Origin of the sequence: Planomonospora sp. ID67723, assembly GCF_015711605.1 — a bacterium.
In the GTDB taxonomy this organism is placed as follows: domain Bacteria; phylum Actinomycetota; class Actinomycetes; order Streptosporangiales; family Streptosporangiaceae; genus Planomonospora_A.
Genome location: NZ_JABTEZ010000004.1, coordinates 869,061 through 886,237 on the forward strand (window position 1 = coordinate 869,061; position 17,177 = coordinate 886,237).

Consider the following 17,177-nt stretch of genomic DNA (forward strand, 5'->3'; position numbering starts at 1 on the left):
GGACGAATGATCGGAATAAGGGCAGAATCACTGAAATGGACGAACTTGATGCGGAAATCATCCGCCTTCTCCAGACAGATGCGCGGCAGTCGAACCGGGAGCTCGCCCGCACGCTCGGCGTCGCCCCCTCGACCTGCCTGGAGCGGGTCCGCGCGCTCACCCGGCGCGGGGTGATCCGCGGCTATCACGCCGACATCGACCACGCCGCGCTCAACCGGAGCGTCCAGGCCATGGTCTCGGTCCAGGTCCGCCCGCTCAGCCGGGCCGTGATCGAGAGTTTCAAGGACTCCGTCAGCCGGCTGCCCCAGGTGCTGAGCGTCTTCGTGCTGGCGGGCGGTGACGACTTCCTGCTGCACGTCGCCGTGCAGGACCTGGACCACCTGCACGGCTTCCTGCTCGACCAGCTCAGCCAGCGCCGCGAGATCGCCGGATTCCGCACCTCGGTCATCTTCCAGCGGGTGCAGAACACCGTGATCAGCCGTCTGCCGTCCCCCTGACATCCCGTCCAGGGGGACGGCCGCCTGGACGGGTCAGGTGAAACGCGGCGGGCGCTTGTCCCGTACGGCCTGCACCCCCTCGGCCACGTCCGGCCCGGTGAAGCCGAGGAACTCCATGGCCAGGGAGGCGTCGAAGGACGGCCCGGCCAGGCGGAGCCAGTTGTTCAGCGCGTACTTGGTCAGGCGGATGGCCTCGGCCGAGCCCGCGGCCAGGCGCGAGGCGATCTCCAGCGCCTTCTCGTGCACCCGGTCGTCGTCGACGCAGAGGCTGACCAGGCCCATCGCCTCGGCCTGCTCGCCGGTGACCGGCTCGCACAGCAGCAGGTGGTACTTGGCCTTGGCCAGGCCGCACAGGAGCGGCCAGACGATCGCCGCGTGGTCGCCCGCCGCCACGCCCAGCCGGGTGTGACCGTCGATGATCTTCGCGCTCCGTCCGGCGACCGAGACGTCGGCCAGCAGCGCGACCGCGAGCCCGGCGCCGACCGCCGGCCCCTGGATGGCAGAGACGACCGGCTTGGAGCAGTTGACCACGTTGTAGACGATGTCGCGGGCCTCCGTGAAGATCCGCATCCGCGTGGCGTGGTCGCGCATCATCTCTTCGATCATGGACAGGTCGCCGCCCGCGGAGAACGCCTCTCCCTCGCCGCGGACGACCACGGCGCGCACGTCGTCGTCGCGGTCCACGTCTCGCCAGATCTCGGCCAGCTCCCGATGACCGGTCATGTCCACCGCGTTGAGCCTGCGCGGCTCGCTGATCACGATGCGGAGCACCCCGTCGGCCGCCCAGTCGACCTTGAGTTTCTCGTAGTGCTTCACGCGAACGCCTCCCCGAGTCGTGCGGCGGCGTACTCCCGCGCTTCGACCGCCTGGTCGAAGAAGCCGGGCAGGCCGAAGAAGCCGTGGATCGCCCCCTCGTAGCGCCGCAGTTCCACCGGGACCCCGGCCGCCGCGAGCTGGGCGGCGTAGGCCTCGCCCTCGTCGCACAGCGGGTCGCACTCGGCGACGATCACCGTCGCAGGAGCCAGGCCCGACTTGTCGGACAGCCGGATCGGGGCCAGCCGGGGGTCGGCCGGATCCCCGGCGTACTGCGCGATGAACCAGGCCATCTCGTCGGCGCCGAGCCCGAAGCCGGTGGCGTAGGCCCGGTAGCTCGGGGTGTCCATCGCCACGTCGATCACGGGGTAGACCAGCACCTGGTGGGCCAGGCGGAGCCCGGCGTCCCTGGCCTGCCAGGCGGCCACGGCGGCGACGTTCCCCCCGGCGCTGTCTCCGCAGACCGCGATCCGCGCCGGGTCGGCCCCGTACGCCCCGGGCCGGGCGAAGACGTCCCGCAGCACGGTCCACGCGTCGTCGGCCGCGGCGGGGAAGGGGTGCTCGGGAGCGAGCCGGTAGTCCACCGAGATCACCACCGCGCCGTTGCGCACGGCCAGGTCGCGGGCGAGCGCGTCGTTGCGGGCCACGCTGCCGAACACCCATCCGCCGCCGTGGAAGTAGACGATCGCGGGCAGCGGGCGGCCGTCCTCGACGGGCCGGTAGACCCGGACCGGCACGCCGGTCGCGCTCCCGTCCGGAGTCCCGGCGGTCACAGCGGTCACGATCTCGTCGCGCACGATCGGCAGCGGCACGATCGGCCCCCGCTGCTCGGCGAACCCGTCCAGGGTCCGCATCTGGACGATCGCCTCGGGGGTGAGCTCGGCCAGGGGCACGCCGAGGTCGGAGGGGAACAGCTTCAGGTAGGCCTCAGCCTGGGGGTGCAGTGCCATGATCGCACCTTACCCGGCGCAGCTCCCGCGGGCCCGGCGGGCGTGCGGCCGCCGGCCCCCTACCTCACGGCGCGTCGCCCGGCGGCTCCGTCAGAAGGCGGCCGCCTCGACCAGCGCCTCGACCAGACGGTTGTCCGTTCCGCGCTCGGGGTGCCACTGGACGCCGACGCCGAACCGGTGGCCCTGGAGCTCGACGCCCTCCACGATCTGGTCGTCGGCCCAGGCCACGGCGAGCAGGCCGGCGCCGAGCCGCTTGACGGCCTGTCGGTGCGGTGCGGTCACCTCGGCGCGGTCGCCGACCGCCTTGCCCAGCTTGCTGGAGACGCTGATCTGGATGGTGTGCACGCGGCCGCTCTCCCCGTGCCGGTCGTGGTCGACCACGTCGGGCAGGCGCGGGATCAGGGAACCGCCCTGGGCGACGTTGAGGACGTGCATGCCCCGGGCGACGGCCAGCAGCGGCAGGTCGGCCGCCACGGCGGCGCGGGCCAGGGCCAGCTCGAAGCGGTCGCGGTGGGGCTGGGGCTCCTCGCCCCCCTCGTCGCGGGCGGCGCCGTACAGGCCGGGGTCGAGCTCGGCCCCGCCGGCCAGGATCAGCCCGGACAGCCCGCGCACGTAGTCGTCGACGGTGGTGAGGGTCAGCGGCGGCAGCAGGACCGGGGCCCCGCCCGCCTTCTCGACCGCCCGCGCGTAGGACTGCGGGGACAGGACGGCCTCCCGGACCCAGGTGCCCCAGCGGGCGGCTTCGAGGTAGGAGGTGATACCGATCAAAGGTCGGGACATGCGATCTCCAGGGGCCAAGCGCAGAGTCGTACCGCCTGTGACTGCGGTACCCATCCCATCTCCAGCAGCACTCCCATCATGGCGTACACCATTTCCCCCATGTCACGTATCCCAGGTATCAGTGTCGTCTCGCCGGGGACCGTCTGCCCGCCGCGCCGAAGGCCGGCTGCGGTCTCCCCGAGGTGCTCCGGCCGCGGTGACAACGGTTTTCACGTGAGGTAAATCATGAGGTTCAACTGAATGTGATTCTTATTCGCTTATTACGCATTGGACGACCGAGCCGTTGCCATTAATAACCATTTGATTACGGAGAGTTGAACCCTGCACCATATTGGAGTGAATCGGTTGTGACGTCCAGATGGTGATGGAAGACTTAAATTCGAGCGTTCAGGTGCGCCGGGGCCGCCGGACGCTCATAACCCGGAGCCGTCAGGGAGGTGGATCTTCAAGATCGGACATCGATCCGGTCAATTAGGGTGGGTTCCGTTCCATGTCTTTGAATCCGCATCTCGTCAAGGAGAGCTTCGCCGTCATCGAGCCCGTCGCGGACAAGGCCGCGGCATACTTCTACGGCCGCCTGTTCGCGGAGAGTCCCCACCTGCGGGGGATGTTCCCGCCGGCCATGGACATACAGCGCGACCGCCTGTTCAGCGCGCTGACCAGGATCGTCTGGAGCCTCGACAGCCCGGACAGCATGAGCTCGTTCCTCGGTCAACTCGGCCGCGACCACCGCAAGTACGGGGTGGTCGCCGAGCACTACACCGCCGTCGGCAACGCGTTGCTGGCCACGGTCAGGCGCTTCGCCGCCGAGGTCTGGAACACCGAGATCGAGGCCGCGTGGGTGACCGCCTACACCGCCGCCGCCAACGTCATGATCGAGGCGGCCGAGTCCGACGCGGGGGTCTCCCCCGCCTGGTGGCTGGCCGAGGTGATCGACCACGAGCGCCGCACCCGGGACATCGCGGTGATCACCCTGCGACCCGGCCAGCGCATGCCGTACCTGCCGGGACAGTACGTCAACGTGCAGACTGCGCGCTGGCCCCGGGTCTGGCGCACCTTCTCCATCGCCAACGCACCGCGCGAGGACAACACCATCCGCCTGCACGTCCGGGCGGTCCCGGGCGGCTGGGTCTCCACCGCGCTGGTCGACCACACCCGGATCGGCGACACCGTCATGCTCGGTCCCCCCGTCGGCACGATGACCCCCTCCGACTCGGGCCGCGACATGCTGTGCGTCGCCGGGGGCACCGGGCTGGCCCCGATCAAGGCCATCGTGGAACACGTGATCGCCTCGGGCAGGCGGCCCAACATCCACCTGCTGTACGGCGCCCGCCACGCCCGCGAGCTCTACGACCTGCCGGACCTGATCCGGATGGAGTCGAGTTTCCCCTGGCTCCGGGTGCTCCCCGTGGTCTCCGACGATCCCGACTACGGCGGGATGCGCGGGCAGGTTCCGGACGTCACCGAGCGGTTCCACTCCTGGGCCGAGCACGACGTCTACGTCTGCGGGCCCAGCGCCATGGTCAACGAGACGGTCCGCCGGCTGCTGTGGAGCGGAGTGCCCCTGGCGAACATCCACAGGGACATCGCACTCGGTGAGCTCTGAGGGGCTTCGGGTCCCCCTCCCCCGAAGATTCCCGAAGAACAGTTCGAAGACGACACGCCTATCAGGGAACACGTGCGAATCAGGAGCCGGCGTGAAAGCATGGAGCTGAATCGAAGGGAGACGACCATGCATGACGCACTCCTGGCGGTCGGCACGCGCAAAGGCCTGTTCCTTGCCCGTTCGACCGGCGGCGGCCCGTTCGAGGTCGAACCGGTCCACTTCTCCACCATCGGGGTCCCCTCAGTCGCGATCGACACGCGGGGGCCGGCCCCCAGGCTCCTCGCCGGAATCGAATACGGTCACTTCGGGCCGTCTGTGATGTGGTCGGACGACCTCGGCGCGACCTGGCAGGAGGCCGACAAGCCTCCCATTGCCTTCCCCGAGCACACCGGCGCCACGCTGGAACGCGTCTGGCAGCTGCTGCCCTCCCCGAGCGAGCCCGACGTGGTCTGGGCCGGGGTCGAACCGGGGGCGCTGTTCCGCTCCGAAGACCGCGGAGCCACGTTCTCCCTGGTGGAAGGGCTGTGGAACCACCCGCACCGGGCACAGTGGCATCCGGGCGGCGGCGGGCTCTGCCTGCACACCGTGCTGCCCCACCCCACCGACCCGAAGACCGTCGCGATCGCCGTCTCCACCGGCGGCTTCTACCGCAGCACCGACGGAGGCGCCTCGTGGGAGGCCGCCAACCAGGGCATCCGGGCGCCGTTCCTGCCCGAGGGCTCTCAGTACCCCGAGTTCGGCCAGTGCGTGCACAAGGTGGCCATGCATCCGGCCCGTCCCGAGCGCCTCTTCCTCCAGCACCACTTCGGCGTCTACCGCAGCGACGATTTCGGCGGTTCCTGGACCTCGATCGGCGACTCGCTCCCCTCCGACTTCGGCTTCCCCGTGGTCGTGCACCCCGACAGGCCGGACACGCTCTACGTCTTCCCGCTCCAGGCCGACATGGACCGCACTCCCGTCGACCACCGCTGCCGGGTCTTCCGCAGCGACGACGCGGGCGGGTCCTGGCAGGAGCTGAGCACCGGCCTGCCTGAGGGACCGGTCCACTCCAGCGTGCTGCGCGACGCGATGTGCGCCTCACCCGCAGGCGTCTTCTTCGGCACCCGCGACGGCGAGGTGTACGGCTCCCGCGACGACGGGGAGACCTGGTTCCTCATCGCCCGGCACCTGCCCGACGTGCTGTCCGTGCGCGCGGTGTCGCTCTGATCAGGAGGCGACACGGATCAGGGGGCGACACGGCCGTTCGCGACGAAGGCCGCGTGGGTGAGCGGCATCAGCTCCGCCCATGCGGCCTCCATCTTCTCGGCCACCATCTCGATCTCGCGCTGCGGGAACGACGGCACCCTCGCCTGCTCGCTCTTGGTCCGCAGCGACAGGAAGTGCATCAGCGAGCGGGCGTTGCACGTGGCGTACATCGACGAGAACAGCCCGACCGGGAGCACCGCCCTGGCCACCTCCCGGGCGACTCCGGCCTCCAGCATCTCCTGGTAGGCGGCGTACGACTGCCGGTAGGCCGCCTCCATCGACTCGGAGACGACCTTGTGCTGCGCCTCGGTTCCCTCGACGAAGACGTACTTGCCCGGCCGCCCCTCCTGGACGAGCTTGCGCTCGACACCCGGGATGTAGAAATTGGGCTGAAGCTCCCGATATCTCCCGCTTTCCTCGTTGTACGACCAGCCCACCCTGTGGCGGTGGAACTCACGGAAGACGAAGATCGGAGCGCTGACGAAGAAGGTCATCGAGTTGTGCTCGAACGGGCTGCCGTGCCGGTCCCGCATCAGATAGTTGATCAGGCCCGTGGACCGCTCGGGATCCTTGCCGATCTCGTCCAGGGACTGCTCCCCCGCGGTGGACACCCGGGCCGCCCAGAGCACGTCGGTGTCCGAGGCGCTGTGCTTGACCAACTCCACGGTCACGTCATCGAGGAAACGCGGCTGGCTTTCGTCCACGGCAAGGACCTTCCGGTGTCGGGATCGGGACCGCGGGCAAGCCTAGCGCTGATCACCGACGCGTCCCCTCCCCGACCGCGCAACGTCCCGGCGGGAGACCCTCCGGGTATGGCACGAGTCACGGACGGCGGGACGCGCCCGAACCGCGGCAGCCGACACTTCCGTCGGCCCGGACATCCGGAAACCTCGACTTCGGTCGGGGGAGGAGAGTCCGATGGCCGATTCCCGCCGCGGCGGCGGTTCCTAGCCTTGGAGCATGCGCAAGCTCATTCAACTGGCCGGGATCGTCATGGCCGTCCAAGGGATCAGCGGGGCCGTCGACCGGATGATCGTCCAGCCCTTCTTCGGCCCGATTCTCAACTTCTTCAACCGCGTCATCGTCAACCGGCTGGACTTCCTGGCCGGCTACGAGCTCTTCGCGAACCTGAGCCTGGCGGTCCTGGGGGTCGCGGTGGTCATCGCCGCCGACCGGACCCGGCCCGCGTGACGACCCGGGCCGCGATCAGGTGATGTCGCGGCGGACCGTGGTCAGGGACGCGATGAGGGCGAAGATCAGGGCGTAGGCCACCAGCACCGACGCCCCCGCCCAGGAGGGCAGCAGGTCGGCCTGGCCAAAGCCGCTGTCGATCTGGACCGCGATCAGGCTGCGCGCCGCCCCGGAGGGGGTGAACTTCCCGACCGTCTGGAGCGCGGGGACGGCCGCGAGCAGCGACTCGACGACGAAGACCCAGACGATCGCGCCGACGACGGCCGCGATCTGGTTGCGGACCAGCGCGCCGAGGCCGATGCCGAACAGCGTGTACAGCGCCGAGGTGGCCACCACGCCGAGCATGATCCGGGGGATGCCCCCGTCGAGCAGCGCGACCTCTCCCCCGGCGATCAGCACGCTCGGAATCACCGCCGCGGCGGTGAGCAGCAGCGCGGCGACGCCGAACAGCAGGCCCACCAGCAGCCCTGCGACCAGTTTGGCCGTCACGACCCGGCTGCGCCGGGGCGTGGCCAGGAAGGTGGTGGTGATCGTCTGATAGCGGTACTCGCTGGTCATCATGATGATGCCGAGGACCATCACGAAGATCGACGATCCGGCGCCGGCGGTCCAGGCCGACTGCTGGAACGCCAGTGTCTCCCGCCCGGGCAACCCCGGGGCGCCCTGCGTCCCCTCCACCCCGGCGAACCCGATCAGGAAGCCCAGGTTGAGCCCGGTGAACAGAAGCATGACGATGAGCATGATCCACCACAGCCGGGTGGTGAACAGCTTCTGCAACTCGGAACGAACCAGTGCCATCGGTCACTTCTCCCTGGTCAGTTCCATGAAGATCTCCTGAAGGTCGGAACGCTCCCGTACGAGCTCGGTGACCAGCACCCCTTCGTCCAGTACGGCCTGGCCGACCGCCTCGGCGCCGACGCCGTGCACCCGCAGCACCCCGTCCGCCGGCCTCTCCACCCGGGCGCCCCTGGCTTCCAGCGCCGGGACCAGCCGCGCCGCATCGGCGGCGTGGACCCGCACCGGGCGGTCGCCGTTGCCGGTCAGCTCCTCCAGGGAGCCCTGGTGGACGAGCCTGCCCCGGGCGATGATGACGACGTTGTCCACGGTCTGCTGGACCTCGGACAGAACGTGGCTGGAGACCAGCACGGCCACGCCCTGCTCGTGCGCGAGGGTGCGCAGGAAGCCGCGGAGCCACTCGATCCCTGCGGGGTCGAGCCCGTTGGCCGGCTCGTCGAGGATGAGCACGCGGGGATGGCCGAGCGTCGCGGTGCCCAGGGCCAGGCGCTGACGCATGCCGAGTGAGAAGCCCGCCACCCGCTTGCCCGCCGATCCCGCCAGCCCGACCTGCTCCAGCGCCTCGTCGGCGCGGCTCGCGGGCAGCCCCGCGGCGGTGCAGATCACCCGCAGGTGGTCGCGGGCGGTGCGGCCGGGGTGGAAACTGGTGGCCTCGAGTACCGCGCCCACCTCGGCGAGCGGCCGCTCCAGGGCGGAGTACGGCCGGCCGTTGACGAGGGCGGTGCCGCCGTCGGCGGTGACCAGCCCGAGCAGGCAGTGCAGGGTCGTGGTCTTCCCCGCGCCGTTCGGACCCAGGTAGCCGGTGACCGTACCGGATTCGACGGAGAAGGAGACGTCGTCGACGGCTCTGACCGGACCGAACGTCTTGGACAGATTTCGGATCTCGATGGCAGTCATCGATCGGGATTATTCCCGCGCTCCCCCAGGCCGTGCCTCCTTCTCAGGGAGGAAATGCGATCACACGCGATAGACGCGGCGGGCGTTGCCCGATCCCGCCATGTGGGCCACCCGGGCCGCGTCGGAGGCGTTCCACTCGCCGGCCGCCAGCCGTGCCGCCAGGGCCCTGGCCAGGCCGCGCCGGTAGTGGAGCGCGCCGAGGTGGCAGGTCTCGGCAACGCCCCGGGCGCCGGAGCCGAACAGCTGCTTGTGGAAGGGGACGAGCTCCAGCAACTCGCCCATGACGGTGGCCGACCCGGTCAGCGCGACGCCGACGTCCACGTAGACGTGCGGGAAGACGGCGGCGAGATGGGCGGCCTGGCGGTGGAACGGGTAGCAGTGCAGCAGGACGACCGGCACCCCGATCGGCTGGAGCGCCCGGATGAAGCCGGTCATCAGCGCCGGGTCGGCGCGGTGCGGGTCCAGGTCGGGACCGCCGTGACCCGTGTGGAACCGCAGCGGCAGGTTGCGTTCCCTGGCCGCGTCCACGGCCGTCCAGAGCAGGTGGCGCAGGAGCACCGGGTCGGTGAGCGATTCCTTGGGGTCGGTCAGCCGCCGGTTGGCCGCCGCGATCACCGAGCCCCTGCTCGGGCGGGCCGGGTCGAAGTCCAGCCCGTGCCGGCGGGCGATGACCGACGTGAGGGCGACGGCCCTGGCCGCCCGGGCGGCGAGTTCCGTCTCCAGGGTGGAGATGTAGGCGACGCCGGAGCCGGCGGTCTCGGCGACCTCCTCCTCGGTCTGCTCGATCTGGACGATCTCGTCGGCCGTCGCCCCGCCGAGCCTGCCCAACTCGGCCGCCGAGAGCAGGTCCGGGCCGCCCGAGCCGGTGTCGACCAGGAAGGTCACGACGCCGGCCTCGCGCAGCAGCCGCCGGTTGACCTCGGCCGGGCCGAGCTCGGCGCGGCGGGTCAGATAGACGGTCGGAGGCGCGTGCGGCTCCAGGTCGAGGACCGGGGCGCACCAGCGGCGGATCGCGGCGCCGGTGGGCGTGTCGAAGTGGGTGGTGCCGGGCGGGGCCGGGGCGCCCGCCGGAGTGATCAGCAGCTCGAACTGGGCCCGGACCAGGTCGTCCCGGCGCACGCCGTGGCAGTGGTGGTCCACGAGCGGTGCCAGCAGTGCCTCCATGACCAGGTCGGGCAGCCCGCCTGGCAGCTCGGCGGGCAGGACGTCTTCCGGTCGCATCGCGGGCTCCTCTCACACGGCTGCGGGCGGGCCGGTCCGCCGGCCCGCCCGCAGTTCACGTCAGGAGCACTCTACGACTACCCGGTGTGATCACGCCGCCGTTTCGGATCGACGGGCGGGACCGGTGTCACTCCGGCCCCGCCGGTGCCCCGGCCCGCGATCGGCAGCGGTTTCGATGGTGCCGCCGTTTCAGCCCGCCGCCTTGGAGAGCCGCAGCACATTGGCGATGATCTTCTCCCCGGCCCCGCCCTCCGCGGTGAGGATCGACTCAGGGTGGAACTGTACGGCGAAGCGGCGCCGTTCCACGTCCTCGATCGCCATGACCGCGCCGTCCGGCGTGAGAGCGGTGGCCGCGAAGCCGGTCACTCCCGGCTGCTTGGCGTGCAGCGAGTGGTACCGGGCCGCGGTGAACTCGTCGGGGAGCCCCTCCAGCAGCGCGCTGTCGCCCAGCCGCTTGACCTGCCCGCGCTTGCCGTGCTCGGGATAGGACAGCAGCTCCAGCGTGCCGCCCGCCTGCTCGACCATGCCCTGCAGGCCCAGGCAGACGCCGAAGACCGGCAGCTCGCGGGCGTAGAGCTCGTCGACCAGCGCGGGCAGGCCGAAGTCCGACGGCCAGCCGGGGCCGGGCGAGAGCACCACGAGCGACGGCGCGATCTCGTCGATCAGCTCGATCGGGAAGCCGTGCCGGAGGGTGACGACCTCGGCGCCCTGCTGGCGGAAGTAGTCGGCCAGGGTGTTGACGAAGGAGTCCTCGTGGTCGACGAGCAGGACCTTCATCCCCTCGCCCGGCCGCTCGGCCACCGGCTCGGGGACGGCCTCGGCGGCCTGTGCGCCGACGGCGGCGAGCGCGCCGAGCAGGGCGCTGGCCTTGAGCTCGGTCTCCCGCTCCTCGGCGTCGGGGTCGGAGTCGAACAGGAGCGTGGCTCCGGCCCGCACGATGGCGACGCCGTTCTTGATCTGCGCGGTGCGCAGGGTCAGGCCGGTGTTCATCGAGCCGTCGAAGCCGATGTAGCCGACCGCGCCGCCGTACCAGCGGCGGGTGGTGTCCTCGTGGTCCTCGATGAACTGCATGGCCCAGGTCTTGGGCGCACCGGTGACGGTGACGGCCCACATGTGGGTGAGGAAGGCGTCCAGCGCGTCGAACCCCGGGCGCAGACGGCCCTCGATGTGGTCCACGGTGTGGATCAGCCGCGAGTACATCTCGATCTGGCGGCGGCCGATGACCTGGACGCTGCCGGGCACGCAGATGCGGGACTTGTCGTTGCGGTCCACGTCGGTGCACATGGTCAGCTCCGACTCCTCCTTGACGCTGGACAGGAGGGTGCGGATGGCGTCGGCGTCCTCGACCGGGTTGCTGCCCCGGGCGATGGTGCCGGAGATCGGGCAGGTCTCCACCCGGTCGCCGCTGACCCGGACGTACATCTCCGGGGAGGCGCCGACCAGGTGCTCGCCCTCGCCGAGGTTGAACAGGAACTCGTACGGAGCGGGGTTGGCCTTGCGCAGGCCCCGGTAGAACGCGGCCGGGTCGGTGCAGGGCGCGTGGAAGACCTGGCCGGGGACGACCTCGAACAGGTCGCCGCGGACGAACTTCTCCTTGGCCGCGGCGACGACCTTGGCGTAGGAGCCCTTGACCGGATCGGCGGGAATCTCGGCGGGGGCCGACGGGAGCGGGACGACCTCGCCCTCGCGGGGCAGGCCGCGGGTGGAGACGCCGTTCACGGTGAACTCGTAGAGGTACTCCCTGCTGGTCTCCCGCTTGCGGTCGATCACCATGATCCGGTCGGGCAGGTGCAGTAGCAGGTCGCGCTGGTCCTCCGGCCGGGTCAGCGCCTGCCGGATCGGCTCGAACTGGAAGGCCAGGTCGTAGCCGAAGGCGCCGTACAGGCCCAGGTGCTCGTCGTCGCCCTTGAACGCGGCGATGACCTCGCGGATCGCGGTGAAGACCGTGGGGCGGCGGCTGCGCATCTCCTCCGGGAGGATCTCATCGGACTCGGCGACGTACACCTCGACGTGGTCGGCCGTCGGCTCCGCGGTGGGCTCGCCCGCGGCGAGCAGGCAGGAGGTCACGGCGGGCAGCACGACCCGGCCCCGGGCGTTCAGCGCTCGGGCGGCGATCCTGCGTCCCCTGGCCACGATCTCCAGGCAGGGGTCGACGTAGGCCAGGTGCCATCGGCTGTAGCGGCCGGGATATTCCATCCCGGAGGAGAGGACGCCGCCGCGCCGCTCGCCGAGCGTGCTGACGACGTCGCCGAGCACGGTCTCCGGCACGTCGGCCGTCGAGACCTCGACCCCGATGCCACCGGCGGTGGTATATCCGCTCGTCTCCACTGCTGTCTCGCCCCTTGTCGGTTTTCCTGATGCCCAGGGGACGGACGCAGAAAAGGCCGCCTCCCCGGGCGGCCGTCCGTCTGCTCGCGTATGCGAAACCCGCGCCGCCTAGAAGCGGCGCCACCACTGAAGGGTATCGGAGGATCGCATGTGGTTCAGCGTACCGGCGCCGGGCACGACCGTGCAACGCGACTCACCGCACGGTGGGAGCGCCGTCAGGCCCGCCCGGTCAGCGGGGCCAGGCCGCCGAGGAGGCCGCGCAGGCCGAGACGGGTCCTGCTGCGGCCGGGCCTCAGCTCAGCGGGGCGAGATCTGGCCGCTTGGCGTCCAGGCCGTCGCCGGAGGAGCGGCCGTGCAGACGGCGGTTGATCCAGGGCCCGAGGAAGCTCCGGGCCCAGCGCAGGTCCTCCCGGCGGGCCTCGGTCCAGACGGCCGGGGTCAGCGGCGGGTACGGCTCCCGCCAGTCCTCCCCGGCCTCCAGCCCGAGGACCTCGGCGGCGCGCAGCGCGATCCTGCGGTGCCCGTCGGCCGACAGGTGGAGACGGTCCTCGCTCCAGGCCCGGCGGTCGCGCAGGACGTGCATCGCCCACAGGTCCACGAGCGCGCAGCCGTGCCGGGCGGCGATGTCGTGGATGTGCAGGTTGTAGACAGCGATCTTGTGGTGGACGAGGCGCATCACCGGCACCTGCCGGAGGTCGAAACCGGTGAAGACCATCACCCGGGCGCCGGTGGCGCGCAGCCGGCCCACGGCGGCATCCAGCAGCGCGGCGATCGCGTCGGGGTCGCTGCCCGGGCGCAGGATGTCGTTGCCGCCGGCGCACACGGAGATCAGGTCGGGCGCGAGGGCCTCGGCCTGCGGCACCTGCTCGGCCAGGATCTGCCGGATGAGGCGGCCCCGGATCGCGAGGTTGGCGTAGCGCAGTTCCGGGGCGTCGGCGGCCAGCCTTTCCGCCAGCCGGTCGGCCCAGCCCCGGTAGCGGTCGCCGTCAAGGTGGTCGTTCAAGCCCTCGGTGAAGCTGTCCCCAAGAGCGACATACGAGGTGATCACTGACATGTCGCGACAGTCTGCCGCGCGGATCGCCCCCTACGCGACCGTAGGCCCGCGATCCCGGGCCTTCCGCAGGAACGGAACACCGGCGAAATCCGACCATATGACCTGACCAAAAGGGAAAAATGACACTCATCACACCCAGGGGTGCTGGCCAGAGCGACCCCGGTTCTGTTACCAGTAAGTAGGTACCGGCGCGGGAGGACACATGGCGATCACCTGGCCGCGGACCGCCCACCGGGTGGCGGTCCAGCGCGACCTGCCGGTTCCCATGCCCGACGGGGTCGTCCTGCTCGCCGACCGCCACATCCCGGTCGGCGCGGTCCGGCCGCCCACGATCCTGGTCCGCTCGCCGTACGGCAGGCGCGGGGTCTTCGGGCTCATGTACGGCCGCGCCTTCGCCCGCCAGGGCTTCCAGGTCGTGATGCAGAGCTGCCGGGGCGGATTCGGCTCGGGAGGCCTGCTCGACCCCCTCGGCGACGAACACGACGACGGCCTGGCCACCCTCGCCTGGCTGCGCGAGCAACCTTGGTACGGCGGGAGCCTGGCCATGCACGGCCCCTCCTACCTCGGCTACACGCAGTGGGCGGTCGCCCCGTTCGCCGGGCCGGAGCTCAAGGCCATGGCCACCTCCGTCACCGCCTCGCAGTTCCGCGACGCCGCCTACGTGGGCGGGGCGTTCGCGCTGGAGTCGTCACTGATCTGGACCACGTTGACCGCCTCGATGGGCAGCCCGCTCGGCGGCGCCGGCGCGCTGCTGGCCCCGCGCAGGACCCGGCGGGCGGCGTTGTCGGGACGCCCCCTCGGCGAGCTGGACGTGCTCTCGGCGGGGCGGGGCATGCCGTTCTTCCAGGACCTGCTGGCCCACCACGCCGATCCTGCCGCCTACTGGGGCAGGCGCGACTTCTCCTCCTCGGTGGGCGAGGTCCAGGCCGAGGTCACCATGGTCGGCGGCTGGTACGACGTCTTCCTGCCGTGGCAGGTGAAGGACTATGCGGCGATGCGGGCCGCGGGACGGCGTCCGCAGCTGACGATCGGGCCGTGGTACCACGCCGACATGCGGCAGATGCGGGCGGCCAACACCGACGCGCTGGCCTGGTTCCGGGCCCACCTGCTCGGCGACCCCTCGAAGCTGCGGGAACTGCCGGTCCGGCTCTACGTCACCGGCGCCGAGGAGTGGCGCGACTATCCGGACTGGCCGGTGCCCGGCATGCGGGAGCAGCGCTGGCACCTGCGGCCGGACTTCGCCCTCGCCCCGGAGAACCCGGTGGAGTCGGAGCCGGACCGCTACCGCTACGACCCCGCGCATCCCACCCCGGCGCTGGGCGGCCCGGTGCTGCTGGGCGACTCCCGGCCGCGCGACAACCGGCGGCTGGAGGCCCGGCGCGACGTGCTCGTCTACACCGGTCCCGAGCTGCGCCAGGACACCGACATGGTCGGCCCGGTGTCCGCCGAGATCTATCTGCGCTCCAGCACCGGCCACACCGACGTGGTCGTGCGGGTCTGCGACGTGCATCCGGACGGGACGTCCCTCAACGTGTGCGAGGGCGTGCGACGGCTCACCCCCGGGGCGTCCGTGGCCGACGCCGACGGGGTGCGCCGGGTGGAGGTGGAGCTCTGGCCGATCGGCCACCGCTTCCGCCTCGGCCACCGGATCCGGGTCCACGTGACGAGCGGAGCCTATCCCCGCATCGCCCGCAACCTCGGCACCGGCGACCCGCTCGGCACCGGCCGCGCCATGGTCGCCGCCGACCAGGAGATCTTCCACGACCCGTCCCGCCCCTCGGCCGTCGTGCTGCCCCTCGTCCCCCGCTGAGCCGTACCGGGGTCGTCCCCCTCCCCCATTCATTACTTTTCATGACTTTCAGGACTCATGAGAGGATCGGCGTTCCCGGAGGGCGAAGGCTCCGCGTGCCCGTGCGGCCGCGGGTGAGCGGACCGGGTGACGTGGACGGGGCCGGGACGCGGATGGGTCCGGGCGGACGAGAGGCGGGCCGATCGTGACGGCGACGGAAGAGGACCGGGCGGACGGGCTCGATCCGGTCACGAAGGCCGGCTACGAGCTCGAGTTCGAGGACCGCTTCGACGGCGACCGGCTCGACGAGACCCGCTGGATCCCCCACTACCTGCCCCAGTGGAGCAGCCGTGCCGCCTCCGCCGCCCGGTACGAGATCGGCGACGGCCTGCTGCACCTGCTCATCGAGGAGGACCAGGCACCCTGGTGCCCCGAGCTCGACGGGGGGCTGCGTGTCTCGTCCCTGCAGACCGGTGTCTTCGCCGGGCCCGTGGGCAGCTCCATCGGGCAGCACGGGCGCAGCCCCGAGGCGGTCGTCCGCGAGGCGCAGCGCAACGTCCGGCTCTACACCCCCCAGTACGGCCTGGTCGAGCTGCGCGCCAGGGCGACCGACGACCCGCGGTCCATGGTCGCCCTGTGGATGATCGGTTACGAGGACGAGCCGGAGCGCTCGGCGGAGATCTGCGTCTGCGAGATCTTCGGCCGCGACGTCGGCCCGGACAGCGCCCGGATCGGCATGGGCGTCCACCCCTTCGACGACCCGGCGATCACCGATGACTTCACGGTGGAGACCCTCCCCATCGACGCCCGGGAGTTCCACGTCTACACCGCCGAGTGGACCCCCCGCCATGTCGCCTTCTTCGTCGACGGGCGGCACGTCAGGACGGTACGCCAGTCGCCCGCCTATCCCATGCAGCTCATGCTCAACATCTACGAGTTCCCCGAGGAGGACGGGTCGCCCGAGCGCGGGCGTCCCTACCCCAAGCGGTTCACCGTGGACTACGTCAGAGGCTACCGGCCGGCCGGGCGTTAAGGTCGTCCGGTGCGGGCGGCGAGGTTGATGTCGTTGGTCCTGCTGCTGCAGTCGCGCGGCGGCATGACCGCCGCCGCGCTGGCCCGGGAGCTGGAGGTCTCGGAGCGGACCGTGCACCGGGACGTGCTCGCCCTGTCGGAGGCGGGCGTCCCGGTCTACGCCGAGCGGGGGCGCGGCGGCGGCTACCGGCTGCTGGAGGGCTACCGCACGCGTCTGACCGGCCTGGACCGGGCCGAGGCCGAGGCGCTGTTCCTGTCCGGAGTGCCCGGGGCGATGCGCGAGATGGGGCTGGGCGAGGTCGCGGCCACCGCCAGGCTGAAGGCCGCCGCGGCGCTCTCCCCCAGCCTGCGCGACGCCCCCGCGACGGCCGCGCAGCGCTTCCACCTCGACGCCCCCGGCTGGTTCGCCAGCGAGCGCCCTCCGCCGCCGGCCCTGGCCCCGCTGGCCAGGGCGGTGTGGGGCGACCACCCTGTGACCGCCCGCTACCGTGAGGCCGAGCGCACGCTGGAGCCGTACGGGCTGGTGCTCAAGGGCGGGATCTGGTACCTAGCCACCCGCACGGCGATCTACCGGGTGGACCGCTTCGGCGACGTCGTCCCCCATCCCGACCGGCGCTTCGAGCGTGACCGGGACTTCGACCTGGCGGCCTTCTGGGCCGAGCGGGCCGTGGAGTTCACCCGCTCCCTGCTGAGGGAGCACGTCACCCTGCGGCTCAGCCCGTACGGGCAGCGCCTGCTGCGTTTCGTCGCCGACCCCGCCGCCCTGGAAGAGGCCCTGGCCTCCGCGCAGCCGCCCGACGGGCAGGGCCGGGTCACGGTCCGCCTGCCCGTCGAGTCCCGTGAGGTCGCCTACGGCCAGGTGCTGCGCTTCGGCCCGGACGCGGAGGTCCTGGACCCGCCCGAGCTGCGCGCCCTCCTGGCCGAGGCCGCCGTCCGCATGCACTCCCTGTACGGCTGACCTCCCCGTACGGCTGGGCGG

The 17,177-nt window shown here is 71.4% G+C and carries 16 protein-coding genes; 7 read left to right on the forward strand and 9 right to left on the reverse strand.

The annotated features are described in order from the left end of the window. The first annotated feature begins 35 nt into the window (after positions 1-35). Positions 36-497, forward strand: coding sequence for an Lrp/AsnC family transcriptional regulator (locus tag HS041_RS30730; protein WP_196444306.1), 462 nt, complete (start codon positions 36-38; stop codon positions 495-497). Positions 498-530: 33 nt separating this feature from the next. Here HS041_RS30730 and HS041_RS30735 read toward each other — a convergent pair whose 3' ends face one another. From HS041_RS30735 to HS041_RS30745, 3 genes are all read right to left on the reverse strand, one after another. Beyond that, positions 531-1,313 carry an enoyl-CoA hydratase/isomerase family protein gene (locus tag HS041_RS30735; protein WP_196444307.1) on the reverse strand — a complete coding sequence of 261 codons (783 nt, stop codon included), beginning with the start codon at positions 1,311-1,313 and terminating at the stop codon, positions 531-533. After that, entirely contained in the window at positions 1,310-2,260 is a 951-nt protein-coding gene (locus tag HS041_RS30740) for an alpha/beta hydrolase (protein ID WP_196444308.1), read from the reverse strand. Before HS041_RS30740 ends, HS041_RS30735 begins: the two co-directional genes overlap by 4 nt. Before the next feature lie 90 nt (positions 2,261-2,350). Continuing rightward, positions 2,351-3,040, reverse strand: coding sequence for a gamma-glutamyl-gamma-aminobutyrate hydrolase family protein (locus HS041_RS30745; protein ID WP_196444309.1), 690 nt, complete (start codon positions 3,038-3,040; stop codon positions 2,351-2,353). A 490-nt stretch (positions 3,041-3,530) separates the two neighbouring features. Here HS041_RS30745 and HS041_RS30750 point away from each other — a divergent pair, with 490 nt between their 5' ends. Further along, complete coding sequence (locus HS041_RS30750) at positions 3,531-4,646, forward strand: globin domain-containing protein (RefSeq protein WP_196444310.1); 1,116 nt, start codon at positions 3,531-3,533, stop codon at positions 4,644-4,646. Between the two features lie 126 nt (positions 4,647-4,772). Then, positions 4,773-5,852: a WD40/YVTN/BNR-like repeat-containing protein gene (locus tag HS041_RS30755; protein ID WP_196444311.1), complete on the forward strand. Its 1,080-nt coding sequence runs from the start codon at positions 4,773-4,775 to the stop codon at positions 5,850-5,852. Between the two features lie 17 nt (positions 5,853-5,869). On the opposite strand, the gene thyX is transcribed toward HS041_RS30755, so the two are convergent. Beyond that, positions 5,870-6,595, reverse strand: a complete 726-nt coding sequence (thyX, locus tag HS041_RS30760) for an FAD-dependent thymidylate synthase (protein WP_196444312.1) — start codon at positions 6,593-6,595, stop codon at positions 5,870-5,872. Between the two features lie 256 nt (positions 6,596-6,851). On the opposite strand from thyX, the gene HS041_RS30765 reads away from it, so the two are divergent. After that, positions 6,852-7,082: a hypothetical protein gene (locus HS041_RS30765; RefSeq protein ID WP_196444313.1), complete on the forward strand. Its 231-nt coding sequence runs from the start codon at positions 6,852-6,854 to the stop codon at positions 7,080-7,082. A 15-nt stretch (positions 7,083-7,097) separates the two neighbouring features. On the opposite strand, the gene HS041_RS30770 is transcribed toward HS041_RS30765, so the two are convergent. From HS041_RS30770 to HS041_RS30790, 5 genes are all read right to left on the reverse strand, one after another. Beyond that, the gene (locus tag HS041_RS30770) at positions 7,098-7,880 is read right to left on the reverse strand and encodes an ABC transporter permease (protein WP_196444314.1); all 783 of its coding nucleotides are present in this window, start codon (positions 7,878-7,880) and stop codon (positions 7,098-7,100) included. A 3-nt stretch (positions 7,881-7,883) separates the two neighbouring features. Continuing rightward, the gene (locus HS041_RS30775; protein WP_196444315.1) at positions 7,884-8,774 is read right to left on the reverse strand and encodes an ATP-binding cassette domain-containing protein; all 891 of its coding nucleotides are present in this window, start codon (positions 8,772-8,774) and stop codon (positions 7,884-7,886) included. Positions 8,775-8,834: 60 nt separating this feature from the next. Continuing rightward, on the reverse strand, positions 8,835-9,995 hold the full coding sequence (locus HS041_RS30780; RefSeq protein ID WP_196444316.1) for an amidohydrolase family protein: 1,161 nt from the start codon (positions 9,993-9,995) through the stop codon (positions 8,835-8,837). 189 nt (positions 9,996-10,184) lie between these two features. Continuing rightward, positions 10,185-12,323, reverse strand: a complete 2,139-nt coding sequence (locus tag HS041_RS30785; RefSeq protein ID WP_196444317.1) for an anthranilate synthase component I — start codon at positions 12,321-12,323, stop codon at positions 10,185-10,187. 292 nt (positions 12,324-12,615) lie between these two features. Then, positions 12,616-13,377 (reverse strand): SGNH/GDSL hydrolase family protein, encoded by a 762-nt coding sequence (locus tag HS041_RS30790; RefSeq protein WP_196444318.1) that lies wholly within the window; start codon positions 13,375-13,377, stop codon positions 12,616-12,618. Between the two features lie 202 nt (positions 13,378-13,579). On the opposite strand from HS041_RS30790, the gene HS041_RS30795 reads away from it, so the two are divergent. The 3 genes from HS041_RS30795 (at position 13,580) to HS041_RS30805 (ending at position 17,156) form a co-directional block, all read left to right on the forward strand. Then, positions 13,580-15,187, forward strand: coding sequence for a CocE/NonD family hydrolase (locus tag HS041_RS30795; protein ID WP_196444319.1), 1,608 nt, complete (start codon positions 13,580-13,582; stop codon positions 15,185-15,187). A gap of 184 nt (positions 15,188-15,371) precedes the next feature. Beyond that, complete coding sequence (locus HS041_RS40250) at positions 15,372-16,199, forward strand: glycoside hydrolase family 16 protein (RefSeq protein WP_307845521.1); 828 nt, start codon at positions 15,372-15,374, stop codon at positions 16,197-16,199. 9 nt (positions 16,200-16,208) lie between these two features. Then, a complete protein-coding gene (locus HS041_RS30805; RefSeq protein WP_196444320.1) occupies positions 16,209-17,156 on the forward strand; it encodes a helix-turn-helix transcriptional regulator in 948 nt (315 codons plus the stop codon). Positions 17,157-17,177: the final 21 nt, after the last annotated feature.